This window comes from Streptomyces sp. NPDC048718, assembly GCF_043198875.1.
GTDB lineage: Bacteria > Actinomycetota > Actinomycetes > Streptomycetales > Streptomycetaceae > Streptomyces.
Window position 1 is genome coordinate 97,648 of record NZ_JBICVG010000017.1, and the last position, 24,195, is coordinate 121,842.

The window sequence follows — 24,195 nt, forward strand, 5'->3', positions numbered from 1 at the left end:
CCAGGGGGACAGCCCTACCCGGCGAGCCCCCGCCCCGCAGGCCCCCGCCCGGCCGTCTCGGCGGGCCGTCAGTGATACATCAGATACGCCTTCCGCATCGCCCGGAACGCCTTCAGATCCGCCTCCCACGCCCCGACGACCTCGTCCACCGGCGCCCCCGCGTCGATCATCGTGCGCACCCGCGCCGAACCGGTCAGCTTGTCGATCCAGTTGTCCGGCCGCCAGGCGAACCCGCGCCACGACCGCCGCGCCGTCACGAGCAGCGCGATCCCGGTCCGTACCGGATCGAAGGCGGCGCGATCGTGCACCATCAGCTGCACCCCGCCCACCGTCTTCCCCTGGAACTTCGAGAACGTCGGCGCGAAATACGCCTCCCGGAAGCGCACCCCCGGCAGCCCGAGCGCGTTGGCGGCCTCCGCCCACGCCCCGTCGATCCCCTCCGCGCCGAGCAGTTCGAACGGCCGGGTGGTGCCGCGCCCCTCGGAGAGGTTGGTGCCCTCGAACAGGCAGGTGCCGGAGTAGACCAGCGCGGTGTCGGGCGTCGGCATGTTGGGGCTCGGCGGCACCCACGGCAGCCCGGTCGTATCGAAGAAGTCCGCCCGGTGCCAGCCGGTCGCGGCCACCGTCTCCAGGGCCGCCGGCTTCGCCAGGAACTCCGCGTTGAACAGCCGGGCCAGCTCCGCGACCGTCATCCCGTGCGCCTGCGCGATCGGTTCGCGGCCCACGAAGGTCGCGTACGCCCGGTCGAGCACGGGGCCGAGGGCCGCCCGCCCGGTCACCGGGTTCGGCCGGTCCAGGACGACGAAACGTTTCCCGGCGAGCGCGGCCGCCTCCATGCAGTCGTACAGCGTCCAGATGTACGTGTAGAAGCGGGCGCCGACGTCCTGGATGTCGAAGACGACCGTGTCGACCCCGGAGGCCGTGAACACGTCCGCCAGCGGCTGCCCGCTCTTGGTGTACGTGTCGTAGACCGGCAGCCCCGTGGCCGGATCGTCGTACCGGCCCTCCGATCCGCCCGCCTGCGCCGTCCCCCGGAAACCGTGCTCGGGGCCGAAGACGGCGACCAGGTCGACCCGTTCGTCGGCGTGCATCACGTCCACCAGGTGCCGGGCTTCGGCGGTGATGCCGGTCGGGTTGGTGACCACGCCGACGCGCTGCCCGGCGAGCCGCGCGTAACCGCCGGCGGCGAGCCGGTCGAAGCCGGTGCGCACCGAACGGCCCTTGCCGAGCGGTGCGTCCGCCGCCGCTGGTGCCGCGCCCGCCCCCACTCCCGCCGCCGCCACGATGCCGCCCCCCGCGGCCAGCAGACCACGCCGGGACGGACCCCGCCTGGACAGGCTCATGAAGAAACCTCCTTGATCGCCTTCCCTGACATGGGCACGCACGCTAGCGTCCGCCGGGCCTTCGCGGGAGGAGGCGTGCGCGAGGAATCCCCCGGCGGGAGCGCCGGGTGCGGCTCTTCCCCGGCTCCGTACCGACCGGTTAGTCTGCGCGGGCGCCAGTCTGCGGCCGCGTGTCGACGGTGGTCACGGGATCGCACGGAACTGTACGAGTCGTACGGCCCCGCGACCCCGAGGACCGGCACCGCGGACCGGCCCCGACCCGCGATCCGAGGAGAGGTGGACCCGATGAGCGCGCTCCAGGGCAAGGGAGTGGTCGTGACCGGTGCGGCCGGCGGCATCGGCGTCGCGCTCGCCCGCCGGTTCGCCGCCGAGGGGGCGCGGGTCGTCGTCAACGACCTCGAACCCGGCCGCACCCGGGCCGTCGCCGACGAGATCGGCGCCCTCGCCGTGCCCGGCGACGCCTCCACCGTCGTCGACGAGGCCCGCGCCGCGCTCGCGGCGACCGGCGCCGGCATCGACATCTGGTGCGCCAACGCCGGACTCGGCTCGCCCGGCGACGCGTTCGCCGACGAGGAGGTGTGGGCCGCCGCCTGGGACGTCAACGTCATGGCCCATGTACGCGCCGCCCGCGCCCTGCTCCCCGAGTGGCTGGAACGCGGCAGCGGCCGCTTCGTCTCCACCGTGTCGGCCGCCGGACTGCTCACGATGATCGGCGCCGCTCCGTACAGCGTCTCCAAGCACGGCGCGTACGCCTTCGCCGAATGGCTCTCCCTCACCTACCGCCACCGCGGTCTGAAGGTGCACGCGATCTGCCCGCAGGGTGTCCGTACGGACATGCTCGACGCCGCCGGATCGGCCGGCGAACTCGTCCTCGCCCCCAGCGCCATCGAGCCCGAGGCCGTCGCCGACGCACTGCTCGACGCCATCGCCACCGACCGTTTCCTCGTCCTGCCGCACCCCGAGGTCGCCGGGTACTACCAGGCCAGGGCCGCCGACCCCGAGCGGTGGATCGGGGGCATGAACCGCGTCCAGCGGACCTGGGAGGCTGCGGACGGATGACGGACCGCTGACCGGCCCGGTCTCCGTCCCGCCTCCGCCCGGCCACCGGCGGACGGAGGGCGGGTGACCGGCGGCCGCCCGGGCGAGCCTGGTCCTGCCGCAGTCCGCCCCGGCGGGAAGTGGGAAGATTCCCGTACGGGCCGCCGCGCGCGGCCTTGTGGAGGACCCCCGTACGGGACCGCGCACCGCGGGCCCGGCAGCGGGGCGACGGGTCCCGGGCGACAGGTACCGGAAGACAGCGGTCGCCGCGACGGCGGCGGCAGGCGAGAGAGGCGGAGCGGCATGGCCAGGACGACGGACGGGAGCGGAACGCCCGTCCCCCAGAGGCTGCTGGCCGCCGCCACCCGGCTCTTCGCCGAGCAGGGCTACGACCGGACCTCCGTCCAGGAGATCGTGGAGGCGGCCGGCGTCACCAAGGGCGCCCTCTACCACTACTTCGGCTCCAAGGAAGACCTGCTCCAAGAGGTCTACGCGCGTGTACTGCGTCTCCAGCAGGAGCGGCTCGACGCCTTCGCGGGCGCCGACGCCCCGGTCGAGCGCCGGCTGCGTGACGCGGCCGCCGACGTCGTCGTCACCACCATCGAGAACCTCGACGACGCGGCGATCTTCTTCCGCTCCATGCACCACCTCAGCCCGGAGAAGAACCTGCAGGTGCGGGCCGAACGGCGGCGCTACCACGAGCGGTTTCGCGCCCTGATCGAAGAGGGCCAGCGGGCCGGGGTGTTCTCCGGCGCGACCCCGGCCGACCTGGTGGTGGACTACCACTTCGGCTCGGTCCACCATCTGTCCACCTGGTACCGCCCGGACGGACCGCTCACCCCGCAGCAGGTGGCCGACCACCTCGCCGACCTCCTGCTGCGCGCCCTGCGCCCGTAGGGGCTGTCCGCCGGTCCCTGCGCGGCGAGGCTGTGGCACCCGGCTCGGCCCGGTGCCCGGCCGCTTCTCGCCGTGACGGTCAGCTGTTCGGACCTCCCGCGGACGGGGCCGTCTGCTGTGACTCCACCGGCCTTCCCGGCATCAGGACGGCAAGGGTGCTGCGCGCTTCACGGCGCAGCGTGCGACGCCGGGCGAAGGTCGCGGTCAGAGCGAGGAGCGAGACCGTGCCCGTGTAGAGCGCGGCGGCAATCGTGGAGAGGAGCCCGATCGTCATCGGGCACGCACCTTTCTTCCCCCGTTCGGCCACCCGGCTCACAGCGCGGGCGGGCGTCGATGCGATTCCCCTCCACCATACGCGCGCCGTCAACTCCCTCCGTGCCCAGGCTCGTTACGGCCTGGGAGTCGACGGCCGCAGCCCTGGCCCGTCGGACCGGCCTAGGCGTAACGCTTCAGCTCCCGGCGGGCCAGCGACCGCTGGTGCACCTCGTCCGGCCCGTCGGCCAGCCGCAGCGTCCGCGCCGCCGCCCACAGTTCGGCGAGCGGGGTGTCCTGCGAGACGCCGCCCGCGCCGTACAGCTGCACCGCCTGGTCGATGATGCCGACGACCGCCCGCGGGGTGGCGATCTTGATCGCCTGGATCTCGGTGTGGGCGCCCCGGTTGCCGGCGGTGTCCATCAGCCAGGCCGTCTTGAGGACGAGCAGCCGCAGCTGTTCGATCGTCACCCGGGCGTCCGCGATCCAGTTCTGTACGACGCCCTGCTGGGCGAGCGGCTTGCCGAAGGCCGTACGGGAGACCGCGCGCCGGCACATCAGCTCGACCGCCCGCTCGGCCATCCCGATCAGCCGCATGCAGTGGTGGATCCGGCCCGGCCCGAGGCGGGCCTGGGCGATGGCGAAGCCGCCGCCCTCCTCGCCGAGCAGGTTCGCGGCGGGGACCCGGACCTGGTCGAAGACGACCTCGGCGTGACCGCCGTGGTAGTGGTCCTCGTACCCGTACACCCGCATCGCGCGCCGTACCTCGACACCGGCGGTGTCACGCGGCACCAGGATCATCGACTGCTGGCGGCGCACGTCGGCGCCGTCCGGGTCGGTCTTGCCCATGACGATGAAGATCCGGCAATCGGGGTGCAGCGCCCCGGAGATGTACCACTTGCGGCCGTCGACGACGTAGGAGTCCCCGTCCCGCCGGATCCGGGTCTCGATGTTGGTCGCGTCGGACGAGGCGACCTCGGGCTCGGTCATCGCGAACGCCGACCGGATCTCGCCCGCGAGCAGCGGCTCCAGCCACTGTTTCTTCTGCGCCTCGTCGCCGAACTGGGCGAGCAGTTCCATGTTCCCGGTGTCCGGGGCGGCGCAGTTGGTGGCGGTGGGCGCGAGCTGCGGGCTGCGGCCGGTGATCTCGGCGAGCGGCGCGTACTGGAGATTGGTGAGCCCGGCCCCGTACTCCGTGTCCGGCAGGAAGAGGTTCCACAGGCCCCGGCGGCGCGCCTCGGCCTTCAGCTCCTCGACGACCGGCGGTACGTCCCAGGGCGAGGCGAGCGCGGCCCGCTGCTCCTCGGCGACGGCCTCGGCGGGGTACACGTGCTCGTCCATGAAGGCGAGGAGCCTTGCCCGCAGTTCCTCGGTGCGGGCGTCGAACGCGAAGTCCATGGCGGATCAGCCTTCCTGGCCGCGGAGCGTGGTGAGGCCGTGCTCGATGAAGAGGGGGACGAGTTCGCCGATGCGGTCGAAGCCCGCGCCGACGGTCTGGCCCAGGGTGTAGCGGTAGTGGATGCCTTCGAGGATGACGGCGAGCTTGAACCAGGCGAAGGCGGTGTACCAGGCGAGGGAGCCGGTGTCGCGGCCGGAGCGGGCGGCGTAGCGCTCGACCAGCTCGGCGGCGGCGGGGTGGCCGGCGGCCGCGGCGGTGGTCGAGATGGGGGAGTCCGGCAGGTCGAGCGGGGTGCTGTACATGACCAGCAGACCGAGGTCGGTGAGCGGGTCGCCGAGCGTGGACATCTCCCAGTCCAGGACGGCCCTGATCTCCTCGTCGGGGCCGACGAGGACGTTGTCGAGCCGGTAGTCGCCGTGGATCACGGTGGGCGCGGGGGAGTCGGGCAGGCTCCGGCCGAGGGCGGTGTGCAGCTCGTCGATGCCGGGCAGTTCGCGGCCCCGGGACGCGGCGAGCTGCTTGCCCCAGCGGCGCAGCTGCCGGTCGAGGAAGCCGTCGGGGCGCCCGAAGTCGCCGAGCCCGGCGGCGGCCGGGTCGACGGCGTGCAGATCGACGAGGGTGTCGACGAGACCGAGGACGGCGGCGCGGGTGCGGTCGGCGCCGAGCGGGGCGAGTTCGGCGGCCGAGCGGTACGGGACGCCGTCGACGAACTCCATGACGTAGAACGGCGCGCCGAGCACCGACTCGTCCTCGCACAGCAGGACCGTCCCCGGCACGGGTACGGCGGTGTCGCGCAGCGCGCTGACGACCCGGTGCTCGCGCCGCATGTCGTGCGCGGTGGCGAGGACATGGCCGAGCGGGGGCCGGCGGACGACCCAGCGGCCGGTGCCGTCGGTCACCGTGTACGTCAGGTTCGACCGGCCGCCCTCGATCAGCCGGGCCTCCAGGGGGCCGGCGACCAGTCCGGGCCGCTCGCGGTCGAGGAAGCGGCGCAGCCGCTCGGGGTCGAGGCCTGGCAGGGCGGAACTCATGCGGGCGTACCTCCGGGGTCGGCGTCGCGCTCATCATGACCGACCAGTCGGTATGTCGTCCAGAGGGGTGTTCCGGGACCCATGGAGGTCGCCGGTGGAACCTGCGGGCGCGGTCCCGGTGATCCCTGAACGCGCCCGGCCACGGGACTCTCTGACACGGGATTCTCCGGCACCCGGCCATGGGACCCCCGGACGCCGGCCCCAGGGGTGCGGGGGCCGGTGCCCGGGGGAGAGCGGGGCGCCGGACGGCGGGTGGGCCGGCCGGCGCCGGGCCGGGCCGTTCAGGCGTGGCAGGCCACCGGCCGGCCGCCGTTCATGACGGTCATGTCCGTGAACACGGCCACCGGGTCCAGCGGGTGACCCTCCGGCAGCCCCTCCAGCTCCGAGTACGCGCGGTGCAGATTGGCCACCAGACGCTCGCTCTCCGGCCAGGTCCCGAACTCGCCCGGGTCGGCCTTGCGCGCCGTCTCCAGCGGGGAGTCCCCCCGGGCCCAGCCCTGCTCCGCGAGCTCCGTCACCCAGCGCAGATAGCGCTCGGTCGGCTCGTACGCCGAGGGGTCGGTGACCCGGCCGTGGCCCGGCACCACGATCTCCGCGTCCAGCGCGCGCAGCAGGTCGAGGGCCCGCAGCGAACCGGCGAGCGAGCCCATAGGCACGAACGGGGTGCCCCCGTTGAAGACCAGATCGCCGGTGAACACGATGCCGTGCCGCGGGAGATGGACGATCGAGTCGCCGATGGTGTGCGCCGGACCCGGGTGGATCACCCGGACCTCGGTGTCCCCGACGTACAGCGTCAGCCGGCCCTCGTAGGTGAGGTGCGGCGGCTCGATCTCGATGTGCCCGAAATCGTTGGCCGGCCACATCTGATGGAGCTGGTGACCGGCCGCGAGCTGCTCGGAGCGGCAGCTCGCGTGTCCGACGATCCGGGCCTCGGGGAGGAACACCCCGTTGCCGTAGGTGTGATCGCCGTGGTGATGCGTGGTCACGATGGTGCGGGGCAGGGCGAGCCCCGCACCGAGGACGGCGTCCCGCAGCAGCCGGGCGCGGCGCTCGGTGGCGGCGGTGTCGACGAGCAGACTCTCGTCGGCGTCGCCGAGGAAACCGGCGTTGTTCAGACACCAGCCGCCGTCGGGCTGGATGAAGGCATGGACCCGCGGCGCGAGCGTGACCACGTAAGGAGCGGTGGCAGACAAGGGATTCCCCCGGTTGAGAGCCCGATTGGACAGGGGAAGAGTGCCAGTCGATTCAGGCCAGGGGGAAGTGGGGGCGCCCAGGGTCCGAGGGGTGGACGGTGCGGCGGCTCAGAGCAGTATGGCGACGGCGAAGCCCGCGAACGCGATCGCGCACCCCGCCGCGAGCAGCGCGCCGCGGTGGGACAGGGGCCGGGGCCGGGCCGTGTCCAGGCATCGGATACGACGGTGGGCGACGGCCACGAGACCGAGCCAGGCCAGCGCCGAAAGGCCCACGGCGGTCATCCCGGCGGCGCTCGCGCCGTCCCGGAGCGCCTGCCGGGCGGCGAGCAGGGCCACCACCGCGGCCGACAGTGTCGTCCGGCGCCAGGCGAGCCGGGTCCGCTCGGGCTGGAGCCCCGGATCGCGGGCGGGTTCCGCTTCGGGTACGGGCCCGGAGGCGGCGGAACCGGGGCCGCTGGGCCCGCCGGGGCCGGGCTCCGGCCCCGTGGGCGGCGGGTTCATCGCCCGGCCCAGCCGGAGAGCACGATCGCCGCCATCGCCAGCGCGACCAGCGCCACCGTCACACTCAGGACGGCCGGGAACCGGGACACCGGCAGATCCTCCCCGCGCCGCATCGCCCGCTCGGTGCGGACCCAGTGGTTCACGGCGCGCAGCGCGCACAGCACTCCGGCCACCAGCAGCGCGAGCGACAGCGCGACCCGCAGGACCCGGTTCAGATCCGGCAGGAACTGGGCCACGGCGAATCCGCCGCCGATCAGGGCGAGCGCCGTCCGCAGCCAGGCGAGGAAGGTGCGTTCGTTGGCCAGCGAGAAGCGGTAGTCCGGGGTCGTGCCCTCCTGCTGGAGGCGCCGGGGGGCGAACCACAGCCGCATGCTCTGTACGAAGTCGCTCACCCGGGCACCCTACCGGCGGCCGTCCGCGCGTTCCGGGCCCGCCACCGGCGCGTGCCGGGCCGCTCCCGCACCGACCGCCGGGCCCCGCGCCTGCCCTTCCCCGCCTGACTTCCGTGCCGGTCGCCTCACCCCGCCTGGTGCTCCCGGTGCGCCCGCAGCCGCTCGTACGCGGCGAGCCCGTCCGGCACCCACGGCCAGTCGCCGAGCCGGGCCGCCACCTCCGCCTCCGGAAGAAAGGCGTGCCAGGCCACCTCCTCGACCTGCGGATGGACGGGCAGATCACAGCGCACCTCGTACACCGCCGACCACCACTTCCCGGCCGCGCCCCCGTCGTACAGGAACCGGAACAGCGGCGCCGGCCGGGCGAGCCCGGTCACCCCCAGCTCCTCCTCGGCTTCGCGCAGGGCGGCGTCGTCGTACGACTCGCCGGCGCCGAGGACACCGCCCACGAACATGTCGTACAGCGACGGGTAGAGCGGCTTCGTCGCCGTCCTTCGGTGTACGAAGATCCGGCCCTGGCCGTCGCGCACCTGGACGAAGGAGACCCGGTGGATCAGCCCCCGGGCGTACACCTCGCCGCGCGGGGCCCGCCCGATCACCCGGTCGTTCTCGTCGACGACGTCGATCACTTCCTCAGCGCTCATGCGCCCATCATGGACCCGGCCGCGCCCTTCCGGAGTCCGGCCCGCGCCCCGCACCGAAGCCCCGCCCGCGCCCCGCACGGAAGCCCCGCCCGCGCCCGTCCCGAAGCCCCGCCCGCGCCCCGGGCCCGAGCGGGACCAAGGGGAGCGGCCGGACCGTTGACGCGCCGCACCCCCGTCCTCAGGATGCGGTGCATGTCCCATGAGCCGTACGACGCCGATGTCATCGTGATCGGGGCGGGCCTCGCCGGTCTCGCCGCCACCGCCGAACTGGCCGACGCCGGCCGCTCCGTCCTCCTCCTCGACCAGGAACCCGGGCAGTCCATCGGCGGCCAGGCCCACTGGTCCTTCGGCGGCCTCTTCCTCGTCGACTCGCCCGAGCAGCGCCGGATGCGGATCCGCGACAGCCATGCCCTGGCGCTCCAGGACTGGTTCGGCACCGCCGGCTTCGACCGGCCCGAGGACGACTGGGCGCGCCGCTGGGCCGAGGCGTACGTCCACTTCGCGGCCGGCGAGAAGCGGGCCTGGCTGCACGGGCTCGGGGTGCGTTTCTTCCCGGTCGTCGGCTGGGCCGAGCGCGGCGGCTACGAGGCGACCGGGCACGGCAACTCCGTACCCCGTTTCCACATCACCTGGGGTACGGGGCCCGGCCTCGTCGCCCCCTTCGAGCGGCGGGTGCGCGAGGGGGCCGCGCGGGGCCTGGTCCGGTTCCGGTTCCGGCACCGCGTCACCGGCCTCGCCCGGACCGCCGGGGCCGTCGACACCGTCACCGGGGATGTCCTGGCCCGCTCCGACGTCCCTCGCGGCACCGTCAGTGGCCGCGAGGCCGTCGGCTCCTTCTCGCTGCGTGCCCAGGCCGTGATCGTCACCAGCGGCGGCATCGGTGGCAACCACGACCTGGTCCGTGCCCAGTGGCCCGAGCGCCTGGGCACCCCGCCCGCCCGGCTGCTGTCCGGTGTCCCCGCCCATGTGGACGGGCTGATGCTGGGTGTCGCCGAGGCGGCCGGCGCCCACCACGTCAACCGCGACCGGATGTGGCACTACACCGAGGGCATCGAGAACTGGAACCCGATCTGGGCCCGGCACGGCATCCGCATCCTGCCCGGCCCCTCCTCGCTGTGGCTGGACGCGACCGGCCGGCGGCTGCCCGTCCCGCTCTTCCCGGGCTTCGACACCCTCGGCACCCTCGAACACATCATGCGCACCGGCCACGACCACACCTGGTTCGTGCTCGACCGGAAGATCATCGGCAAGGAGTTCGCGCTCTCCGGCTCCGAGCAGAACCCCGATCTCACCGGCAAGTCCGTGCGCGGCGTCCTCGACCGGGCCCGCGCCGGCGTCCCCGGCCCGGTGCGGGCGTTCATGGACAAGGGCGCCGACTTCGTCGTCGAGGACGATCTGGGCGCCCTGGTCCGGGGCATGAACCGGATCACCGGCGAGGACCTGATCGACGAGACCGCGCTGCGCCGCGAGATCACCGCCCGCGACCGCGAGATGGCGAACCCCTTCACCAAGGACCTCCAGGTCACGGCGGTTCGCGGGGCCCGCCGCTATCTGGGCGACCGGCTGATCCGTACGGCCGCCCCGCACCGCCTCCTCGATCCCGGGGCCGGCCCGCTGATCGCCGTGCGGCTGAGCATCCTCACCCGCAAGTCCCTCGGCGGCCTGCGGACCGACCTCGCCTCCCGGGTCCTCACACCCGACGGCGAGCCGCTGCCCGGTGTGTACGCGGCGGGCGAGGCGGCCGGGTTCGGCGGCGGGGGCGTCCACGGCTACCGCTCCCTCGAAGGCACCTTCCTCGGCGGCTGCCTCTTCTCGGGGCGTACGGCGGGCAGGGCGGCCGCGAAGGCGGTGGGGTGAGCGGCCGGCCGTACGGAACGGCATGGCCCCGCGACGACGCGAGGCCCGGAACGGCACGAGGCCCCGGAACGCGGGATGAACCGCGTGTCCGGGGCCTCGTGAGGACGTCGGGCCGGGGCCCGTCACGCCATCCGCGCGTGACGCGTCATATGACCAACGACAGCAGCAGCACGAAGACGATGCCGACCACCGAGATGATCGTCTCCATCACCGACCAGGTCTTGACGGTCTGGACGACGTTCATCCCGAAGTACTCCTTCACCAGCCAGAAACCCGCGTCGTTGACGTGGCTGAAGAAGAGCGAACCGGCGCCGATCGCGAGGACGAGCAGCGAGACCTCGCCCGTCGACATGCCCTCGGCCAGCGGGGCCACCAGACCGGCGGCCGAGATGGTGGCGACGGTGGCCGAGCCGGTCGCGAGCCGGATCGCGACGGCGATCAGCCAGGCCAGCAGCAGGGCCGGGATGGCCCAGCTCTTCGAGAAGTCGAGGATCATCTGGCCGACACCGAGGTCGATCAGGGTCTGCTTGAAACCGCCGCCGGCGCCGACGATCAGCAGCACGCCCGCGATCGGGCCGAGCGACTTGTCGACGGTCAGGGCGAGCCGGTCCCGGGTGAAACCGGCCGCGCGGCCCAGCGTGAACAGCGCGACGATGACGGCCGCGAGCAGCGCGATCAGCGGCGAGCCGATGACGTCGGTGACCTTCTGCACGGCGTTGTCCGGGTCGTCGACGACGATGTCGACGAGCGCCTTGACCAGCATCAGGACGACCGGCAGCAGCACGGTCGCGACGGTGACGCCGAAGCCGGGACGCTTGTCCAGGTCCTCCGACGGGCGGGTCGGGATCATCCGCTCGGGGGCCGGGATGTCCACCCAGCGGGCGGCGTAACGGGAGAACAGCGGACCGGCGATGACGACGGTCGGGATGGCGACGAGCAGACCCAGGGCGAGCGTGACACCCAGGTTGGCGCCGACCGCGTCGATGGCGACGAGCGGGCCGGGGTGCGGCGGGATGAGCCCGTGCATCACGGACAGACCGGCCAGCGCCGGGATGCCGATGCGCATCAGCGAGTAGTTGCCGCGCTTGGCGACCAGCAGCACCACCGGGATCAGCAGCACGATGCCGACCTCGAAGAACAGCGGCAGACCGATCACGGAGGCGATCAGGACCATCGCCCATGGCATGGTTTTCCGGCTCGCGCGGGCGAGGATCGTGTCGACGATCTGGTCCGCGCCGCCGGAGTCGGCGAGCAGCTTGCCGAGGATCGCGCCCAGCGCGATCAGCACGCCGACGCCGGCCACGGTGTTGCCGAGACCGGTGCTGAACGACTTGATCGTGTCCGCGAGCGGGGCGGCCGCGAACGCGCCGAGCGCCAGCGAGCCGATGGTCAGCGACAGGAACGCGTGCAGCTTGAACTTGGTGATGAGCAGGACGATGACGGCGATGCCGGCGAGTACGGCGATGCCGAGCTGGGCGTTGCCCGCCGAGGTGATGGGTTCGGCGGCGTCCGCTGCCAGGATCTCGACGCTGAGACTGGACACGGTGTGAGTTCCTCGGGGATCAGGGGATCAGGAGATCAGTGGGGGAGCCGGCGCAGTGCGGCGACGGCGCGGGCCGAGATTTCTTCGGGGGTGCCGGACACGTCGACGGCGACGCCGGCCTCGTCCTCCCGCAGCGGCTGGAGGGTGGCGAACTGGGAGTCGAGGAGCGCGGTCGGCATGAAGTGTCCCTTGCGCGCCCGCATGCGCCCCTCGATGAGGTCCCGGTCACCGGTCAGATGAAGGAAGACCACGCCGGGGGCGGCCGCGCGCAGCCGGTCCCGGTAGATCCGCTTCAGCGCGGAGCTGCTCACCACACCGCCGAGCCCGGCCCGGCCGTGCGCCCACTGCCCGATGGCGTCCAGCCAGGGCCCCCGGTCCTCGTCGTCGAGGGGGGTGCCGGCGGACATCTTGGCGACATTGGCGGCCGGGTGGAAGTCGTCGCCCTCCGCGTAGGGGAGGCCGAGGGCTTCGGCGACCAGCGGACCGATGGTGGTCTTGCCGGTTCCGGCGACGCCCATCACGACGACGACCCGGGGGTCGTCGTCGTGGAGGGCGTCGTCTGGCTGGGGGGTGGTGTGCATGGGGGGATGCCTCGCTGTCTTCTTCGACATCGATCCGTCGCGCTCATGAAACCCATTGAGTACGACTTATTCAAGAGACTGTGACCTAAACATCGTACTTTTTATGGGTGGCGTGATCGTCCACCCGGGGTGCGTAGGCTTGCCGGCATGACGACACCGGCCCAGGGGCTCCATCCGCACGTGCTGACCACCCTGGGCCTGGCGATCACCGCGGGGGAGTATCCGCCCGGCAGCGTGCTGCGCTCCGACGAGCTGGCCGAACGCTTCGAGGTGTCCCGGACCGTGGTGCGCGAGGTCGTCCGCGTCCTGGAGTCCATGCACCTGGTCGCCTCCCGCCGCCGGGTCGGCGTGATCGTGCTGCCCACCGAGCAGTGGAACGTCTACGACCCCCAGGTCATCCGCTGGCGTCTCGCCGGCGCCGACCGCCCCCGCCAGCTCCGTTCGCTCACCGTGCTGCGCTCCGCGATCGAACCCGTCGCCGCCGGCCTCGCCGCCGTCCACGCCGGGCCCGAGCAGTGCCGCGCGCTCACCGAGCACGCCCTCGGCATGGTCGCCACCTCGCGCGGCGGCCGGCTGGACGAGTACCTGGTGCACGACATCGCCTTCCACCGGGTCGTCCTCGACGCCTCCGGCAACGAGATGTTCGCCCGGCTCGGCGATGTCGTCGCCGAGGTCCTCACCGGACGCACCCGTCACCAGGTGATGTTCGAGGACCCGGACCCGGCCGCCGTCACCTTGCACGTCCAGGTCGCCGAGGCCGTACGCGAGAAGGACGCGGTCCGCGCCGAGGAACTGACCCGGCAGATCGCGGTGGGCGCGCTCAAGGAACTCGACGTCCTGGCACCGTGAGGCCGGGCCTCGGCGGCTGAGGCCCGGGGGCCGTACGGCTCGGCGGCCCGGAGCCCGTAGCGAGGATTCCGCCCCGGGATCCCGCCCCGGGAGTCCCGGGGGCTTTCGGCTCGTGGATCCCGTCTCGGACCGCCGGTCAGCCGGCGACGACAGTCCGCTCGGCGCCGGGGAACCCCTTGTCCCACCAGTGCCCGTACCGGCCGTAGACGGCCGGATCGCGGTCGGCGAGCAGTGCCGACAGCCGCTCCGCCTCCCCGGTCAGGCCCTGCCACGCGGCCTTGCCGAGCCGCCGGAAGGCCGTCATCTCCACACCGCCCCCGGCCGCCGCGCGCCACACTCCGGCGACCTGCCCGTCGACGAGCAGACAGGGCAGTACGTCGCCGTTGCGCCGGACGACCAGGGGCCGGTACTCCGGCGGCATGAGCCGCCCCGGGACGGCGTGGGCCAACAGCGTGCTGTCCCACATCGGCAGCAGCCTCGCCGGCGCCGGGGTGTCCTCGTCCGGCACGGTGGCGCCGGCCAGATCGAACAGGGCGGTACGGCCGGGGCCCGGCACCCGCACCACCCGGTCGTCGAGCTCCCGTACCGCCTTGGTGAACGCCGCGCCGGTCAGCAGCGGTCATTGCTGCCTGCACGTTTTTTCGGCCAGCCGTGAGCAGGGTGGGTGCGGTTGAGGACGGTGAGGCGAGAGCGCAGGTCGGAGGCGGAAGGGCGTCCAGAGGGCGGAGGACGGCGAGGAAGGGGACGAGGCGGTGACGACAGGGTGTTCGCCGGGTGAAGCGTGATGTCGGGCGGGGTGCGAGGGGCGTAGCAGCGGGTTCGGCGGCACGCGACCGGATTGGCCACTGTGATCTTCCGCCGTGCCTTCCATAGTGGATGCCGTCTCCGGAAGTCCCGGCGACATGGAGGGGGAACATCATGCGACTGACTCGAAGGATGGGCATCGCCCTGACCACGGCCGTGATGGCGGGGGGCCTCGTCACGGCGACATCCGGCGCGGCGTCCGCCTCGCCGGTGGCGCCGTCGAAGGGTGCCGCGGCCGACTGCGTTCTCAAGTCCATCACTCTGTACAACGACTCGGGCGTGGCCGGCTACGCCCTGTGGAACGCGGACCCCAGCGCCTGCGCGAACGGGGACAACCTCGGCGCGCAGGACATCGCGAGCGACGGTTACAGCGTCGTTGCCCATTTGAGCAAGCCCGACGGCAGTGTCCCCGACCGGGTGGTCTCCACCTCCGGTCACAACGCTCCCTACACCGCGTGGAAGGGCGGCGACCTGCCCGAGGGCGCTCCTTACTACATGTGGGGCTGCCTGTCGAAGAACGGGGTCGAGTCCCACTGCTCGGGCGTGGCGGTCGTCTACGCCTGACGGTCCACGTCCTTCCCGAGGGGCTGAGCCCCGGCCGGCGCGGTGTACTCCCCGCCGGCCGGATCCGCCCCCGACTCAGTGACCGTGCCCCGGACCGCCCGCGTGGTCGTGCCCCAGCGGCAGCACCTCCGGCGGCATCACCACGAACGGCCGCATCATGCCCATGTCCTCGTGCTCCAGCAGATGGCAGTGGTACATGAACCGGCCGTACGCCCCGTCGAACCGCCCCATCACCCGCACCAGCTGGCCCCCGGGCACCCGGAACACGTCCTTCCAGCCCTGCTCGTTCGGCGGCACCGCCACCGGCCGCTCCGGATCGAAGCGCACCGGCTCCCGCGTCCCGCCGACCGCCGGGTCGAACCCGGCCGGCACGTACGCCTCCCGCGCCATCACCTGGAAGTCCGCCAGATGGATGTGCATCGGGTGCAGCACCGTCTGCGGCGCCAGGTTGAGGAACGACCACTGCTCGTACGCGCCCTCGCCGATGGTGAAGCCGAGCCCGTCGTTGAACGTCCGGGCGGTGCGCCGGTACGTACGGACCTTGCCGTCCGACGACTGGACCCGTATCACCCCGTTCACCGGCCCGCGCGGCCCGGCCTGCTCGTGCTCCGGGACCTCCTCCATCTCCCAGATCTCCGGGTGCCCGCCGCCCCCGACCGTGCCCGGAGGGGTGAGCACGACCAGCCGGTGCCCGTGCTCCACGGCCGCGTGGTCGTACCGCCGGAAGGAACCGGAGAGCACCGGCGGCACCTCGAAGGCGTCCCGGTCGTCCCGGCCGTCCCGGTCGTCCCGGCCGCCCCGGCCGTCCGGCTCCTCGCCCCGCTCCGCCGGCTCGCCCACCCGGAACTCCATGACCTGCGGATACGGCACGTTCAGCGTCGCGTCCGCGACCCCCGGCGCCCGGCCCGGCGCCTTGTTGAGCAGCCGCAGCCGCCGCCCCGCGAGCTGCCGGAAGTCGACCAGCAGATCGAAGCGTTCGGCGGGCGCGATCGTCAACGGCACCACCCCCACGCCGTCGGCGTCCCCGGCGCCCTCCGAGTCCTCGGCACCCGCAGCACCCCCGGCACCCGCAGCACCCTCGGCACCCGCAGCACCCCCGGCACCCGCAGCACCCCCGGCACCCCCGGTACCCATCCCAAAGTCGACCGCCACCGGACGCGGCAGCAGCCCGCCGTCACTGCCGATCTGATGCAGCACCCCGGTGACCGGCCGGTCGTCCTCGTCGACCAGGACGAGGTCGTACACCCGCGCGTTCGACGCGTTCACCAGCCGGAAGCGGTACCAGCCCGCCTCGACGTCGGCGTACGGCCAGATCGTGCCGTTGACCGTCGTGTACGGGCCGAGGAACGGCAGCGACACCGGCTTCCCCGTCTCCGGATGGGCCGCCACCAGCCGGGTCGTCTTGTGCAGCAGCCGCCCGTTCAGCCGCCCGTCCTCGTCCTGGTCCAGATTCCGGTCCGCGAGGATCAGCGGCAGCTCCCGCGCCCCCGACGGCAGCCCGAGCGCGTCCTCCTCGTCGTCACGCACCAGATAGGTGCCCACCAGGCCCGCGTACACGTTCCAGCGGGTGATGTTCATGGCGTGGTCGTGGTACCAGTACTGCGTCGCCTGGTGGTCGTTCGGGTACTCGGACAGCTGGGCGTCCCCGAAGCCCACCGCGTTGTCCGCCCACCCGTCGTTGCCGCCGCCGGTCTGCGCGCCGTGCAGATGCGTCACCGACCAGGCGGGCAGCGCCGCCACCTCCTTGATCGGCTCCGCGCCCTCCCGGCCCGGCCGGTTGTGCGGAGCGGCCTGACCGGCGCTCTGCTCCACCTCGACGGCGGTCACCGGGTACGCGCTGCCCTTCGGGATCCGGTTGGTCCACGCGACCTTGATCCGCTGCCCGCGCCGCACCTCGATGGTCGGCCCGGGGAAGCTTCCCCCGTACCCCCACATCAGCGTCGGCGGCAGCTGCCGGTGCAGCCGCGTCCAGGTCGGCCGGAGCTCGACCACGACATCCCCCGACTCGTCCGGACGGAGCACCAAAGGTGTCGTCAGGGCATCGGCAAACGGCTCGATTTCACTGCTCATCTTTCCCCCTGAGGCTGTGTCATGCCTGTACAGGGGCAGACGGCGACCACCTGGGCGAAGGTTGCGAGGTCCGCGTAACCTGGCCGTTATCGTCACATCCGAAACGTGGATTGCCGTTTTATTCGAGAGGACACCACATGCCGCAGCAGGTCCAGGGAGTCATCGCCCCGGGGAAGAACGAACCCGTACGGGTCGAGACGATCGTCATTCCCGACCCGGGCCCCGGTGAGGCCGTGGTGAAGATCCAGGCGTGCGGGGTCTGCCACACCGATCTCCACTACAAGCAGGGCGCCATCAACGACGAGTTCCCCTTCCTCCTCGGTCACGAGGCGGCCGGAATCGTCGAGTCCGTCGGCGAGGGCGTCACCGACGTCGCCCCCGGCGACTTCGTCGTCCTCAACTGGCGCGCGGTGTGCGGCCAGTGCCGGGCCTGTCTGCGCGGCCGCCCGTGGTACTGCTTCGCCACCCACAACGCCAAGCAGAAGATGACCCTGCTCGACGGCACCGAGCTGTCGCCCGCGCTCGGCATCGGCGCCTTCGCCGAGAAGACCCTGGTCGCCTCCGGCCAGTGCACCAAGGTCGACCCCGCCGTCGCCCCCGAGGTCGCGGGCCTCCTCGGCTGCGGCGTCATGGCAGGCATCGGCGCCGCCATCAACACCGGCAACGTGGGCCGGGGCGACAGCGTCGCCGTCATCGGCTGCGGCGGCGTCGGCGACGCGGCCATCGCCGGCTCCCGCCTCGCCGGAGCCGCCCGGATCATCGCCGTCGACATCGACGACCGGAAGCTCGAGAAGGCGAAGGAGATGGGCGCCACCCACACCGTCAACTCCCGCACCGCCGACCCCGTCGAGGCCATCCGCGAGCTCACCGGCGGCTTCGGCGCCGACGTCGTCATCGAGGCCGTCGGCCGTCCCGAGACGTACACGCAGGCCTTCTACGCCCGCGACCTCGCCGGAACCGTCGTCCTCGTCGGCGTCCCCACCCCCGAGATGAAGCTGGAGCTCCCGCTCCTCGACGTCTTCGGCCGGGGCGGCGCGCTCAAGTCCTCCTGGTACGGCGACTGCCTGCCCTCCCGCGACTTCCCGATGCTCATCGACCTGCACCAGCAGGGCCGTATCGACCTCGGCGCCTTCGTCACCGAGACCATCGGCCTCGGCGACATCGAGAAGGCCTTCGCCCGCATGCACGAGGGCGACGTGCTGCGCTCGGTGGTGATCCTCTGATGTCCACCCGCATCGACCACCTGGTCACCTCCGGCACCTTCAGCCTCGACGGCGGCACCTGGGACGTCGACAACAACGTCTGGATCGTCGGCGACGACACCGAGGCGATTGTCGTCGACGCCGCCCACGACGCCGACGCGATCCTCGCCGCCCTCGACGGCCGCGCCCTGCGCGCCATCGTCTGCACCCACGCCCACGACGACCACATCGACGCGGCCCCCGCGCTCGCCGCCGCCACCGGCGCCCGGATCCTGCTGCACCCCGCCGACCTGCCGCTGTGGAAGAACACCCACCCCGACCACACCCCGGACGGCGACCTCGCCGACGGCCAGGTCCTCACCATCGCCGGCGTCGACCTGCACGTCCTGCACACCCCCGGGCACGCCCCCGGCGCGGTCTGCCTGTACGCCCCCGACCTCGGCACCGTCTTCAGCGGGGACACCCTCTTCCAGGGCGGCCCCGGCGCCACCGGCCGGTCCTTCTCGGACTTCCCCACGATCATCGACTCGATCCGGGACAAGCTCCTGACCCTGCCGGCCGAGACCGTCGTCCGCACCGGCCACGGCGAAACCACCACCATCGGGACCGAGGCCCCGCACCTTCAGGAGTGGATCAGCAGGGGGCACTGAGCGAGAGCCCGCTCCTGAACCACCTCGGGGACCCGTCCAGCGGGTCGGTGAACTCCAGCGTCCGCGCCAGCAACTGCAGCGGCCGCCCGAAGTCCTCCGGCCCGTCCTCCCGCACCACCGGATACACCGGATCGTGCAGGATCGGCAGTCCCAGCGCGTTCATGTGCACCCGCAGCTGATGGGTCCGCCCGGTCTTCGGCACCAGCCGGTACCGGGCGAGCCCGCCGCCGCACCGCTCCAGCAACTCGATCCGGCTCTCGCTGTTCGGCTCGCCCGCCACCTCGCGGGCCGCCATCACCCCGCGCTCCTTCTCGATCCGGCTGCGCACCGTCACCGGCAGCGCCGGCTCGGGGGAGTACGGGGCGACCGCCTCGTACTCCTTGCGCACCCGCCGGTCCCGGAACAGCGTCTGATACGCCCCCCGGTCCTCGGCCCGCACCACGAACAGCACCAGGCCCGCCGTCAGCCGGTCCAGCCGGTGCGCCGGCTGGAGCCCGGGCAGCCCCAGGTCCCGCCGCAGCCGCGCCATCGCGGTCTCGGTCACATGCCGTCCGCGCGGCATCGTCGCCAGGAAGTGCGGCTTGTCGGCCACCACGATCCGCTCGTCGCGGTACACCACGCCGACCTCGAACGGCACCCGCTCCTCGGCCGGGAAGTCCCGGTGGAACCACAGATACCGGCCCGCCGTGTACGGCTCGTCGCCCCCGGCGGCCCGGCCGTCGGCCCCGACGAACCGTCCTTCCCCGAGCATCCCGTCGACCCGCTCGGCGCCGACGGCCCCCGCGTACCGGTCCATCAGATGCTCCCGCACGGTCCGCCACGCCCCGGCCGGGTCCTCGGGCAGCCGCACCCGCACGGCGTCGATGCCCTCCCGCTGGGGCAGGGGCGAAGCGGGGGCCTTGGTTCTGCGTCTCACGTCCCCACGGTAACGAGCCGCGACCGCCGCACCGCCCGGCTCCCGGGGCGGCCGGGGGAGACACCTGACACATCCCCGGCGTATCTCCGGTACGTATCCCGGGCATCCGACAGGTCTTGGGGACGTGTCCGCCGGTACGTATCCCCGACGCCCGATCCGTCTCCGACACATCCCCGGTAACGCGAAAAGGCCCCACGTGATGTGGGGCCTTTTCCTTGGTGTCCGAGGGGGGACTTGAACCCCCACGCCCGATAAAGGGCACTAGCACCTCAAGCTAGCGCGTCTGCCATTCCGCCACCCGGACAGGTGATCTTGTCTTCCGGGCCGCTCGGCCCTTCCGACGAGGAAAACCATAGCAAACATTCGAGGGGGTCGATCACCACCCCCGGTGCCGCCCACCGGCGGTCTTGGGCGGGCGGGGGCGGCGCGGGAGGATGGGGGGGATCAACCGTCATCGCGTGGGCAGGCAGTGGGAGGAAGCAGCGTGAGCGAGTCGAACACCGGCAGGAGCGTCGCGGGCGAGGACGAGGTCGTCGACCTGTGCCGTGACCTCATCCGTATCGACACCAGCAACTACGGCGACCACTCCGGGCCCGGCGAGCGGGCGGCGGCCGAGTACATCGCCGAGAAGCTCGCGGAGGTCGGACTCGAACCGACGATCATCGAGTCGCACCGGGGCCGGGCCTCCACCGTCGCCCGGATCGAGGGGGAGGACCCGTCGCGGCCCGCCCTGCTGATCCACGGCCACACCGACGTCGTCCCGGCCAACGCCGCGGACTGGACGCACGACCCGTTCTCCGGGGAGATCGCCGACGGCTGCGTGTGGGGCCGCGGGGCGGTCGACATGAAGGACATGGACGCGATGACCCTCGCGGTCGTCCGCGACCGGCTGCGCAGCGGCCGCAAGCCGCCGCGCGACATCGTCCTCGCCTTCCTCGCCGACGAGGAGGCCGGCGGCGTCTACGGCGCCCGCCACCTCGTCGACAACCACCGCCACCTCTTCGACGGGGTGACGGAGGCGATCGGCGAGGTCGGCGGCTTCTCCTTCACCGTCAACGAGAACCTGCGGCTCTACCTGGTCGAGACCGCCCAGAAGGGCATGCACTGGATGCGGCTCACCGTCGACGGCACGGCCGGCCACGGCTCGATGACCAACGACGACAACGCCATCACCGAGCTGTGCGAGGCCGTGGGCCGGCTCGGCCGGCACACCTGGCCGGTCCGGGTGACCAAGACCGTGCGGTCCTTCCTCGACGAGCTGTCCGACGCCCTCGGCACCCCGCTCGACCCCGACGACATGGACGCCACGCTCGTCAAGCTCGGCGGCATCGCCAAGATGATCGGCGCCACCCTGCGCAACTCCGCCGCCCCCACCATGCTGAGCGCCGGGTACAAGGTGAACGTCATCCCGGGGCAGGCCACCGCGCACGTCGACGGCCGCTTCCTGCCCGGGTTCGAGGAGGAGTTCCTCGCCGACCTCGACCGGATCCTCGGCCCGCGCGTCAAGCGCGAGGACGTGCACGGCGACAAGGCGCTGGAGACCACCTTCGACGGCGCCCTGGTCGACGCGATGCAGCTCGCCCTGCGCGCCGAGGACCCGATCGCCCGCGCCGTGCCGTACATGCTCTCCGGCGGCACCGACGCCAAGGCCTTCGACGACCTCGGCATCCGCTGCTTCGGCTTCGCGCCGCTTCAGCTCCCGCCCGAGCTGGACTTCGCCGGGATGTTCCACGGCGTCGACGAGCGGGTACCGGTGGACGGCCTGAAGTTCGGCGTCCGCGTCCTGGACCGGTTCATCGACGCGTCCTGACACCCGTCCGGGCGGCGCGCTCGGCGCACCGTCCGGACGGCATCGGCACACCGCCCGCACACCGCCCGCACACGGCCCGTACACCGCCCGCGCACCGGTTTCCGCCCCGGCGCGCGGGCGGTGCGCGTGTGGGGCGCGTGTGGGGTGGGTGTGCGCGGCGCGCGGCTCCGGGGCTCCGGCGGCCTGGAAGGGCGTCACCCGATCACCTGATCGCCCGACAACTCCGGAATCGACCGCGCGTGCGTGGATACCCGGAAAGAGTGAATGCCCGGGGGCGCTCGTAGCCCCCCTACGACCTCCTCGTTACAGGTGGTGCGGTCCGCGGCTGGGGCCGCTTTGCCAACAAGGAGGAAGAATGATCAAGAAGGTCGTCGCCGCTGCGGCGGTCACCGGCAGTCTCGTTCTCGCGGGCGCGGGCCTGGCCGTCGCCGACTCGGGTGCCGAGGGTGTCGCGGTCGGCTCCCCGGGCGTCGTCTCGGGCGATGTCATCCAGGTTCCGGTCGACCTGGACCTGAACCTGTGCGGTGACACGATCGACATCATCGGGATCATGAACCCCGCCTTCGGGGTCACCTGCATCAACGACTGACGTTGTACCTCGGCCCTTTCCGGGGTCCGAGCCAGGCCGGCCCCGGAGTGCGTGCCATGCACTTCGGGGCCGGTGGTTACCGAGTCGAGCCGAACAGGCATGGAAGCAGAGCAGGTCACACAGCAAATGCGACAGGTCACGCGCATCACGCGCATCTCCCGTAAGAGCCTCGTCACCGTCGCCGCGGCGGGCGGCGTGCTCGCCCTCGGAGGCGGCTACGCCCAGGCCGACGCGGGTGCCCACGGCGTCGCGGCCGGTTCGCCGGGCGTCGCCTCCGGCAACACCGTCCAGGTGCCGGTCAACGTTCCGGTCAACATCTGCGGCGACACCGTCAACGTCGTCGGGCTGATGAACCCCGCGATGGGCACCAAGTGCGTCAACGCGGGCGGCGGTCACGGAGGTCACGGGGGCCACGGCGCCACCGCCACCGGGGTCGCCTCGAACTCGCCGGGCGTCATCTCCGGCAACAACGTCCAGGTGCCCGTCGACATCCCGGTGAACGCCTGCGGGCTCAGCATCGACGTCATCGGCCTCGGCAACGCCGCCGGCGGCGACGCCTGCGCCAACGGCGTCGAGCCGACGACCCCGGTCGTTCCCACCACCCCGGTGACCCCGGCGCACCCGGGCACCCCGACGCACCCGGGCCACCCGGTGACGCCGCCGGCGCACCCGGGTACGCCGTACCACCCGAACACGCCGGGCACCCACTCGGTCACCCCGCCCATGGAGGAGCTGGCCCAGACCGGCGCCGCGCCGCTCGGGCTCGTCCTCCCCGTCGGGGCGGGCATGCTCCTCGCGGGCGCCGTGCTCTACCGCAAGACCCGCCGCGCCTCGTAGTCGAACGGACGGCACCGGCGACGGCGGCCGCGGCCACGGGTGTTCGGCGGAGCCGTGCCCGGAAAGAGGAAGGGGCCCCATGACGGGGCCCCTTTCCTCATGTCACCAGGTGGCGCGGATCTGACGGATGATGCGCCGTTTCAGCCGTACCCTCCGGCTGCCGTCCCGGCGCAGACTCAAGCGGTCCAACTCCCATTGCCCGTACTCGGCATGGTCGGTCAGAAGCCGCGTCGTCTCCTTCCGGGAGACCCCGCGCGGCACGTACACGTCGACAAATTCGTATTCCGGCATCGCATCTATTGTGCGGCCAAGGGTCAGGTACGGATAGCGTCTGTCCTATGTCTGATGCTGCGCAGCCCACCGCTGCCGAGGTCCGCGCCGCCGCCGAGGCGGTCAAAACCGCACTGGACCGTCACCTCGCCGCGGTCGAACGCCGCTCGGGGCAGGACGACCCGGCCGTCTACGAGGCGTTCAACGCGCTCGCGGCGGCGGCGGAGGCCTACGACGAACTCCTCTACGACCGGCACGACGAAGTCACCCCCTTCGAGATCCCCGACGTCGACGATTCCCCGCCTCCCTACGCCGGGCCGGAGGAGCCGCACGCGCTGAGCGTGCTGATCCGGCGGGACTACGCCGTGGTGGAGCCGCAGCGTCTCATCGCCCAGGCCCGGCGGGTCACCGACCTCGACCGGGAGGACGAGCCGGTCACCACCCACGCGGCGCTCGGTGTCCTCTTCGGCGAGTACGAGCCCGACGAAATCGCCTCCCGGCACACCGAGTTCGGCCTGGAGGAGGGCGACTCCACCCTCTGGATCGAGGCCGCCGAGGACCTGGCCGAACCGGGGGAGTGGCTGAACGACCCCTTCGACCACATCGATCAGGAGAGCATCGTCTGCCGCTTCGACGTCAGCGCCGTCTTCGACGACGAGGATGACGATCACGACGACGAAGGCGCCGACGATGACGACGACATCGAGGACGTCGAGGGCGACGGACATGACGAAGATGAAGAAGATCACGACGAGGACGACGAGCACGACGACGACGTGAACGACGGCGAATCGGACGGGCAGGTCCCGGTGCGCCGGGCCTGAACGACCGGCGACACGACGAAGCCCTCCCGAGCGCGCCGCGCTCGGGAGGGCTTCTGCCCTACTGCTTCCCGGCTAGGGCGTGTTTCGAAAGTAGCTCCGTCCGCCCGGAGGGCGGGGCCTGCGGCGTCTGGTGCACTGC

At 72.5% G+C, this 24,195-nt stretch carries 25 protein-coding genes and 1 tRNA gene; 11 read left to right on the forward strand and 15 right to left on the reverse strand.

All coding sequences use genetic code 11. The features are described 5' to 3' along the window. Positions 1-68: 68 nt before the first annotated feature. Positions 69-1,343: an exo-beta-N-acetylmuramidase NamZ domain-containing protein gene (locus tag ACGFRB_RS28005; RefSeq protein WP_393246958.1), complete on the reverse strand. Its 1,275-nt coding sequence runs from the start codon at positions 1,341-1,343 to the stop codon at positions 69-71. Positions 1,344-1,628: 285 nt separating this feature from the next. Here ACGFRB_RS28005 and ACGFRB_RS28010 point away from each other — a divergent pair, with 285 nt between their 5' ends. Then, positions 1,629-2,402, forward strand: a complete 774-nt coding sequence (locus ACGFRB_RS28010) for an SDR family oxidoreductase (protein ID WP_393246960.1) — start codon at positions 1,629-1,631, stop codon at positions 2,400-2,402. 282 nt (positions 2,403-2,684) lie between these two features. Continuing rightward, positions 2,685-3,278, forward strand: a complete 594-nt coding sequence (locus ACGFRB_RS28015; protein WP_393246962.1) for a TetR/AcrR family transcriptional regulator — start codon at positions 2,685-2,687, stop codon at positions 3,276-3,278. Positions 3,279-3,357: 79 nt separating this feature from the next. Here ACGFRB_RS28015 and ACGFRB_RS28020 read toward each other — a convergent pair whose 3' ends face one another. The 7 genes from ACGFRB_RS28020 to ACGFRB_RS28050 form a co-directional block, all read right to left on the reverse strand. Then, entirely contained in the window at positions 3,358-3,552 is a 195-nt protein-coding gene (locus tag ACGFRB_RS28020) for a hypothetical protein (RefSeq protein WP_393246964.1), read from the reverse strand. A 161-nt stretch (positions 3,553-3,713) separates the two neighbouring features. Next, positions 3,714-4,928, reverse strand: a complete 1,215-nt coding sequence (locus ACGFRB_RS28025) for an acyl-CoA dehydrogenase family protein (RefSeq protein ID WP_393246966.1) — start codon at positions 4,926-4,928, stop codon at positions 3,714-3,716. 6 nt (positions 4,929-4,934) lie between these two features. Beyond that, positions 4,935-5,960: a phosphotransferase family protein gene (locus ACGFRB_RS28030; protein ID WP_393246968.1), complete on the reverse strand. Its 1,026-nt coding sequence runs from the start codon at positions 5,958-5,960 to the stop codon at positions 4,935-4,937. Positions 5,961-6,241: 281 nt separating this feature from the next. Next, entirely contained in the window at positions 6,242-7,153 is a 912-nt protein-coding gene (locus tag ACGFRB_RS28035) for an MBL fold metallo-hydrolase (RefSeq protein WP_363008731.1), read from the reverse strand. Between the two features lie 108 nt (positions 7,154-7,261). Then, entirely contained in the window at positions 7,262-7,654 is a 393-nt protein-coding gene (locus ACGFRB_RS28040) for a DUF202 domain-containing protein (RefSeq protein ID WP_393246970.1), read from the reverse strand. After that, positions 7,651-8,025 (reverse strand): YidH family protein, encoded by a 375-nt coding sequence (locus ACGFRB_RS28045; protein WP_393247016.1) that lies wholly within the window; start codon positions 8,023-8,025, stop codon positions 7,651-7,653. The genes ACGFRB_RS28040 and ACGFRB_RS28045 overlap by 4 nt, the downstream gene beginning before the upstream one ends. 146 nt (positions 8,026-8,171) lie before the next feature. Beyond that, positions 8,172-8,690, reverse strand: coding sequence for an NUDIX hydrolase (locus tag ACGFRB_RS28050; RefSeq protein WP_393246972.1), 519 nt, complete (start codon positions 8,688-8,690; stop codon positions 8,172-8,174). A gap of 192 nt (positions 8,691-8,882) precedes the next feature. On the opposite strand from ACGFRB_RS28050, the gene ACGFRB_RS28055 reads away from it, so the two are divergent. Beyond that, a complete protein-coding gene (locus ACGFRB_RS28055; RefSeq protein WP_393246974.1) occupies positions 8,883-10,547 on the forward strand; it encodes an FAD-binding dehydrogenase in 1,665 nt (554 codons plus the stop codon). A 145-nt stretch (positions 10,548-10,692) separates the two neighbouring features. Here ACGFRB_RS28055 and ACGFRB_RS28060 read toward each other — a convergent pair whose 3' ends face one another. Then, positions 10,693-12,090, reverse strand: a complete 1,398-nt coding sequence (locus ACGFRB_RS28060) for a gluconate:H+ symporter (RefSeq protein WP_361227847.1) — start codon at positions 12,088-12,090, stop codon at positions 10,693-10,695. 35 nt (positions 12,091-12,125) lie between these two features. Then, on the reverse strand, positions 12,126-12,671 hold the full coding sequence (locus tag ACGFRB_RS28065) for a gluconokinase (protein ID WP_393246976.1): 546 nt from the start codon (positions 12,669-12,671) through the stop codon (positions 12,126-12,128). A gap of 147 nt (positions 12,672-12,818) precedes the next feature. On the opposite strand from ACGFRB_RS28065, the gene ACGFRB_RS28070 reads away from it, so the two are divergent. Continuing rightward, entirely contained in the window at positions 12,819-13,520 is a 702-nt protein-coding gene (locus tag ACGFRB_RS28070) for an FCD domain-containing protein (protein WP_363008719.1), read from the forward strand. Positions 13,521-13,656: 136 nt separating this feature from the next. Here ACGFRB_RS28070 and ACGFRB_RS28075 read toward each other — a convergent pair whose 3' ends face one another. After that, positions 13,657-14,136, reverse strand: coding sequence for a DNA glycosylase AlkZ-like family protein (locus tag ACGFRB_RS28075; protein ID WP_393247018.1), 480 nt, complete (start codon positions 14,134-14,136; stop codon positions 13,657-13,659). A gap of 302 nt (positions 14,137-14,438) precedes the next feature. Here ACGFRB_RS28075 and ACGFRB_RS28080 point away from each other — a divergent pair, with 302 nt between their 5' ends. Beyond that, a complete protein-coding gene (locus ACGFRB_RS28080) occupies positions 14,439-14,888 on the forward strand; it encodes a hypothetical protein (RefSeq protein WP_393246978.1) in 450 nt (149 codons plus the stop codon). A gap of 75 nt (positions 14,889-14,963) precedes the next feature. Here the strand turns inward: ACGFRB_RS28080 and ACGFRB_RS28085 are convergent, their stop codons facing one another. Next, positions 14,964-16,958: a multicopper oxidase family protein gene (locus ACGFRB_RS28085; protein WP_393246980.1), complete on the reverse strand. Its 1,995-nt coding sequence runs from the start codon at positions 16,956-16,958 to the stop codon at positions 14,964-14,966. 137 nt (positions 16,959-17,095) lie between these two features. On the opposite strand from ACGFRB_RS28085, the gene ACGFRB_RS28090 reads away from it, so the two are divergent. Both ACGFRB_RS28090 and ACGFRB_RS28095 read left to right on the forward strand, forming a co-directional pair. Then, complete coding sequence (locus ACGFRB_RS28090) at positions 17,096-18,181, forward strand: S-(hydroxymethyl)mycothiol dehydrogenase (RefSeq protein ID WP_363008713.1); 1,086 nt, start codon at positions 17,096-17,098, stop codon at positions 18,179-18,181. Further along, complete coding sequence (locus tag ACGFRB_RS28095) at positions 18,181-18,810, forward strand: MBL fold metallo-hydrolase (RefSeq protein WP_363008711.1); 630 nt, start codon at positions 18,181-18,183, stop codon at positions 18,808-18,810. The genes ACGFRB_RS28090 and ACGFRB_RS28095 overlap by 1 nt, the downstream gene beginning before the upstream one ends. On the opposite strand, the gene ACGFRB_RS28100 is transcribed toward ACGFRB_RS28095, so the two are convergent. Continuing rightward, positions 18,794-19,726 (reverse strand): RluA family pseudouridine synthase, encoded by a 933-nt coding sequence (locus ACGFRB_RS28100; RefSeq protein WP_393246982.1) that lies wholly within the window; start codon positions 19,724-19,726, stop codon positions 18,794-18,796. The genes ACGFRB_RS28095 and ACGFRB_RS28100 overlap by 17 nt on opposite strands. A 216-nt stretch (positions 19,727-19,942) precedes the next feature. After that, positions 19,943-20,030: transfer RNA gene (locus ACGFRB_RS28105), tRNA-Leu, on the reverse strand. Between the two features lie 180 nt (positions 20,031-20,210). Here ACGFRB_RS28105 and ACGFRB_RS28110 point away from each other — a divergent pair. From ACGFRB_RS28110 to ACGFRB_RS28120, 3 genes are all read left to right on the forward strand, one after another. After that, positions 20,211-21,536, forward strand: a complete 1,326-nt coding sequence (locus tag ACGFRB_RS28110) for a M20/M25/M40 family metallo-hydrolase (protein WP_363008708.1) — start codon at positions 20,211-20,213, stop codon at positions 21,534-21,536. 355 nt (positions 21,537-21,891) lie between these two features. After that, on the forward strand, positions 21,892-22,125 hold the full coding sequence (locus tag ACGFRB_RS28115; RefSeq protein ID WP_363008707.1) for a chaplin: 234 nt from the start codon (positions 21,892-21,894) through the stop codon (positions 22,123-22,125). 144 nt (positions 22,126-22,269) lie between these two features. Next, a complete protein-coding gene (locus ACGFRB_RS28120; RefSeq protein WP_393247020.1) occupies positions 22,270-22,962 on the forward strand; it encodes a chaplin in 693 nt (230 codons plus the stop codon). Positions 22,963-23,064: 102 nt separating this feature from the next. Here the strand turns inward: ACGFRB_RS28120 and ACGFRB_RS28125 are convergent, their stop codons facing one another. After that, positions 23,065-23,253 carry a DUF5703 family protein gene (locus ACGFRB_RS28125; protein ID WP_361227815.1) on the reverse strand — a complete coding sequence of 63 codons (189 nt, stop codon included), beginning with the start codon at positions 23,251-23,253 and terminating at the stop codon, positions 23,065-23,067. A gap of 47 nt (positions 23,254-23,300) precedes the next feature. On the opposite strand from ACGFRB_RS28125, the gene ACGFRB_RS28130 reads away from it, so the two are divergent. Continuing rightward, entirely contained in the window at positions 23,301-24,056 is a 756-nt protein-coding gene (locus ACGFRB_RS28130) for a hypothetical protein (RefSeq protein WP_393246984.1), read from the forward strand. Positions 24,057-24,195: the final 139 nt, after the last annotated feature.

Coding starts and splice junctions, on each gene's coding strand:
- ACGFRB_RS28005 (WP_393246958.1), bottom strand. CDS start 1,343: ATGAGCCTGTCCAGGCGGGGTCCGTCCCGGCGTGGTCTGCTGGCCGCG.
- ACGFRB_RS28010 (WP_393246960.1), top strand. CDS start 1,629: ATGAGCGCGCTCCAGGGCAAGGGAGTGGTCGTGACCGGTGCGGCCGGC.
- ACGFRB_RS28015 (WP_393246962.1), top strand. CDS start 2,685: ATGGCCAGGACGACGGACGGGAGCGGAACGCCCGTCCCCCAGAGGCTG.
- ACGFRB_RS28020 (WP_393246964.1), bottom strand. CDS start 3,552: ATGACGATCGGGCTCCTCTCCACGATTGCCGCCGCGCTCTACACGGGC.
- ACGFRB_RS28025 (WP_393246966.1), bottom strand. CDS start 4,928: ATGGACTTCGCGTTCGACGCCCGCACCGAGGAACTGCGGGCAAGGCTC.
- ACGFRB_RS28030 (WP_393246968.1), bottom strand. CDS start 5,960: ATGAGTTCCGCCCTGCCAGGCCTCGACCCCGAGCGGCTGCGCCGCTTC.
- ACGFRB_RS28040 (WP_393246970.1), bottom strand. CDS start 7,654: ATGAACCCGCCGCCCACGGGGCCGGAGCCCGGCCCCGGCGGGCCCAGC.
- ACGFRB_RS28045 (WP_393247016.1), bottom strand. CDS start 8,025: ATGCGGCTGTGGTTCGCCCCCCGGCGCCTCCAGCAGGAGGGCACGACC.
- ACGFRB_RS28050 (WP_393246972.1), bottom strand. CDS start 8,690: ATGAGCGCTGAGGAAGTGATCGACGTCGTCGACGAGAACGACCGGGTG.
- ACGFRB_RS28055 (WP_393246974.1), top strand. CDS start 8,883: ATGTCCCATGAGCCGTACGACGCCGATGTCATCGTGATCGGGGCGGGC.
- ACGFRB_RS28065 (WP_393246976.1), bottom strand. CDS start 12,671: ATGCACACCACCCCCCAGCCAGACGACGCCCTCCACGACGACGACCCC.
- ACGFRB_RS28070 (WP_363008719.1), top strand. CDS start 12,819: ATGACGACACCGGCCCAGGGGCTCCATCCGCACGTGCTGACCACCCTG.
- ACGFRB_RS28080 (WP_393246978.1), top strand. CDS start 14,439: ATGCGACTGACTCGAAGGATGGGCATCGCCCTGACCACGGCCGTGATG.
- ACGFRB_RS28085 (WP_393246980.1), bottom strand. CDS start 16,958: ATGAGCAGTGAAATCGAGCCGTTTGCCGATGCCCTGACGACACCTTTG.
- ACGFRB_RS28090 (WP_363008713.1), top strand. CDS start 17,096: ATGCCGCAGCAGGTCCAGGGAGTCATCGCCCCGGGGAAGAACGAACCC.
- ACGFRB_RS28095 (WP_363008711.1), top strand. CDS start 18,181: ATGTCCACCCGCATCGACCACCTGGTCACCTCCGGCACCTTCAGCCTC.
- ACGFRB_RS28115 (WP_363008707.1), top strand. CDS start 21,892: ATGATCAAGAAGGTCGTCGCCGCTGCGGCGGTCACCGGCAGTCTCGTT.
- ACGFRB_RS28125 (WP_361227815.1), bottom strand. CDS start 23,253: ATGCCGGAATACGAATTTGTCGACGTGTACGTGCCGCGCGGGGTCTCC.
- ACGFRB_RS28130 (WP_393246984.1), top strand. CDS start 23,301: ATGTCTGATGCTGCGCAGCCCACCGCTGCCGAGGTCCGCGCCGCCGCC.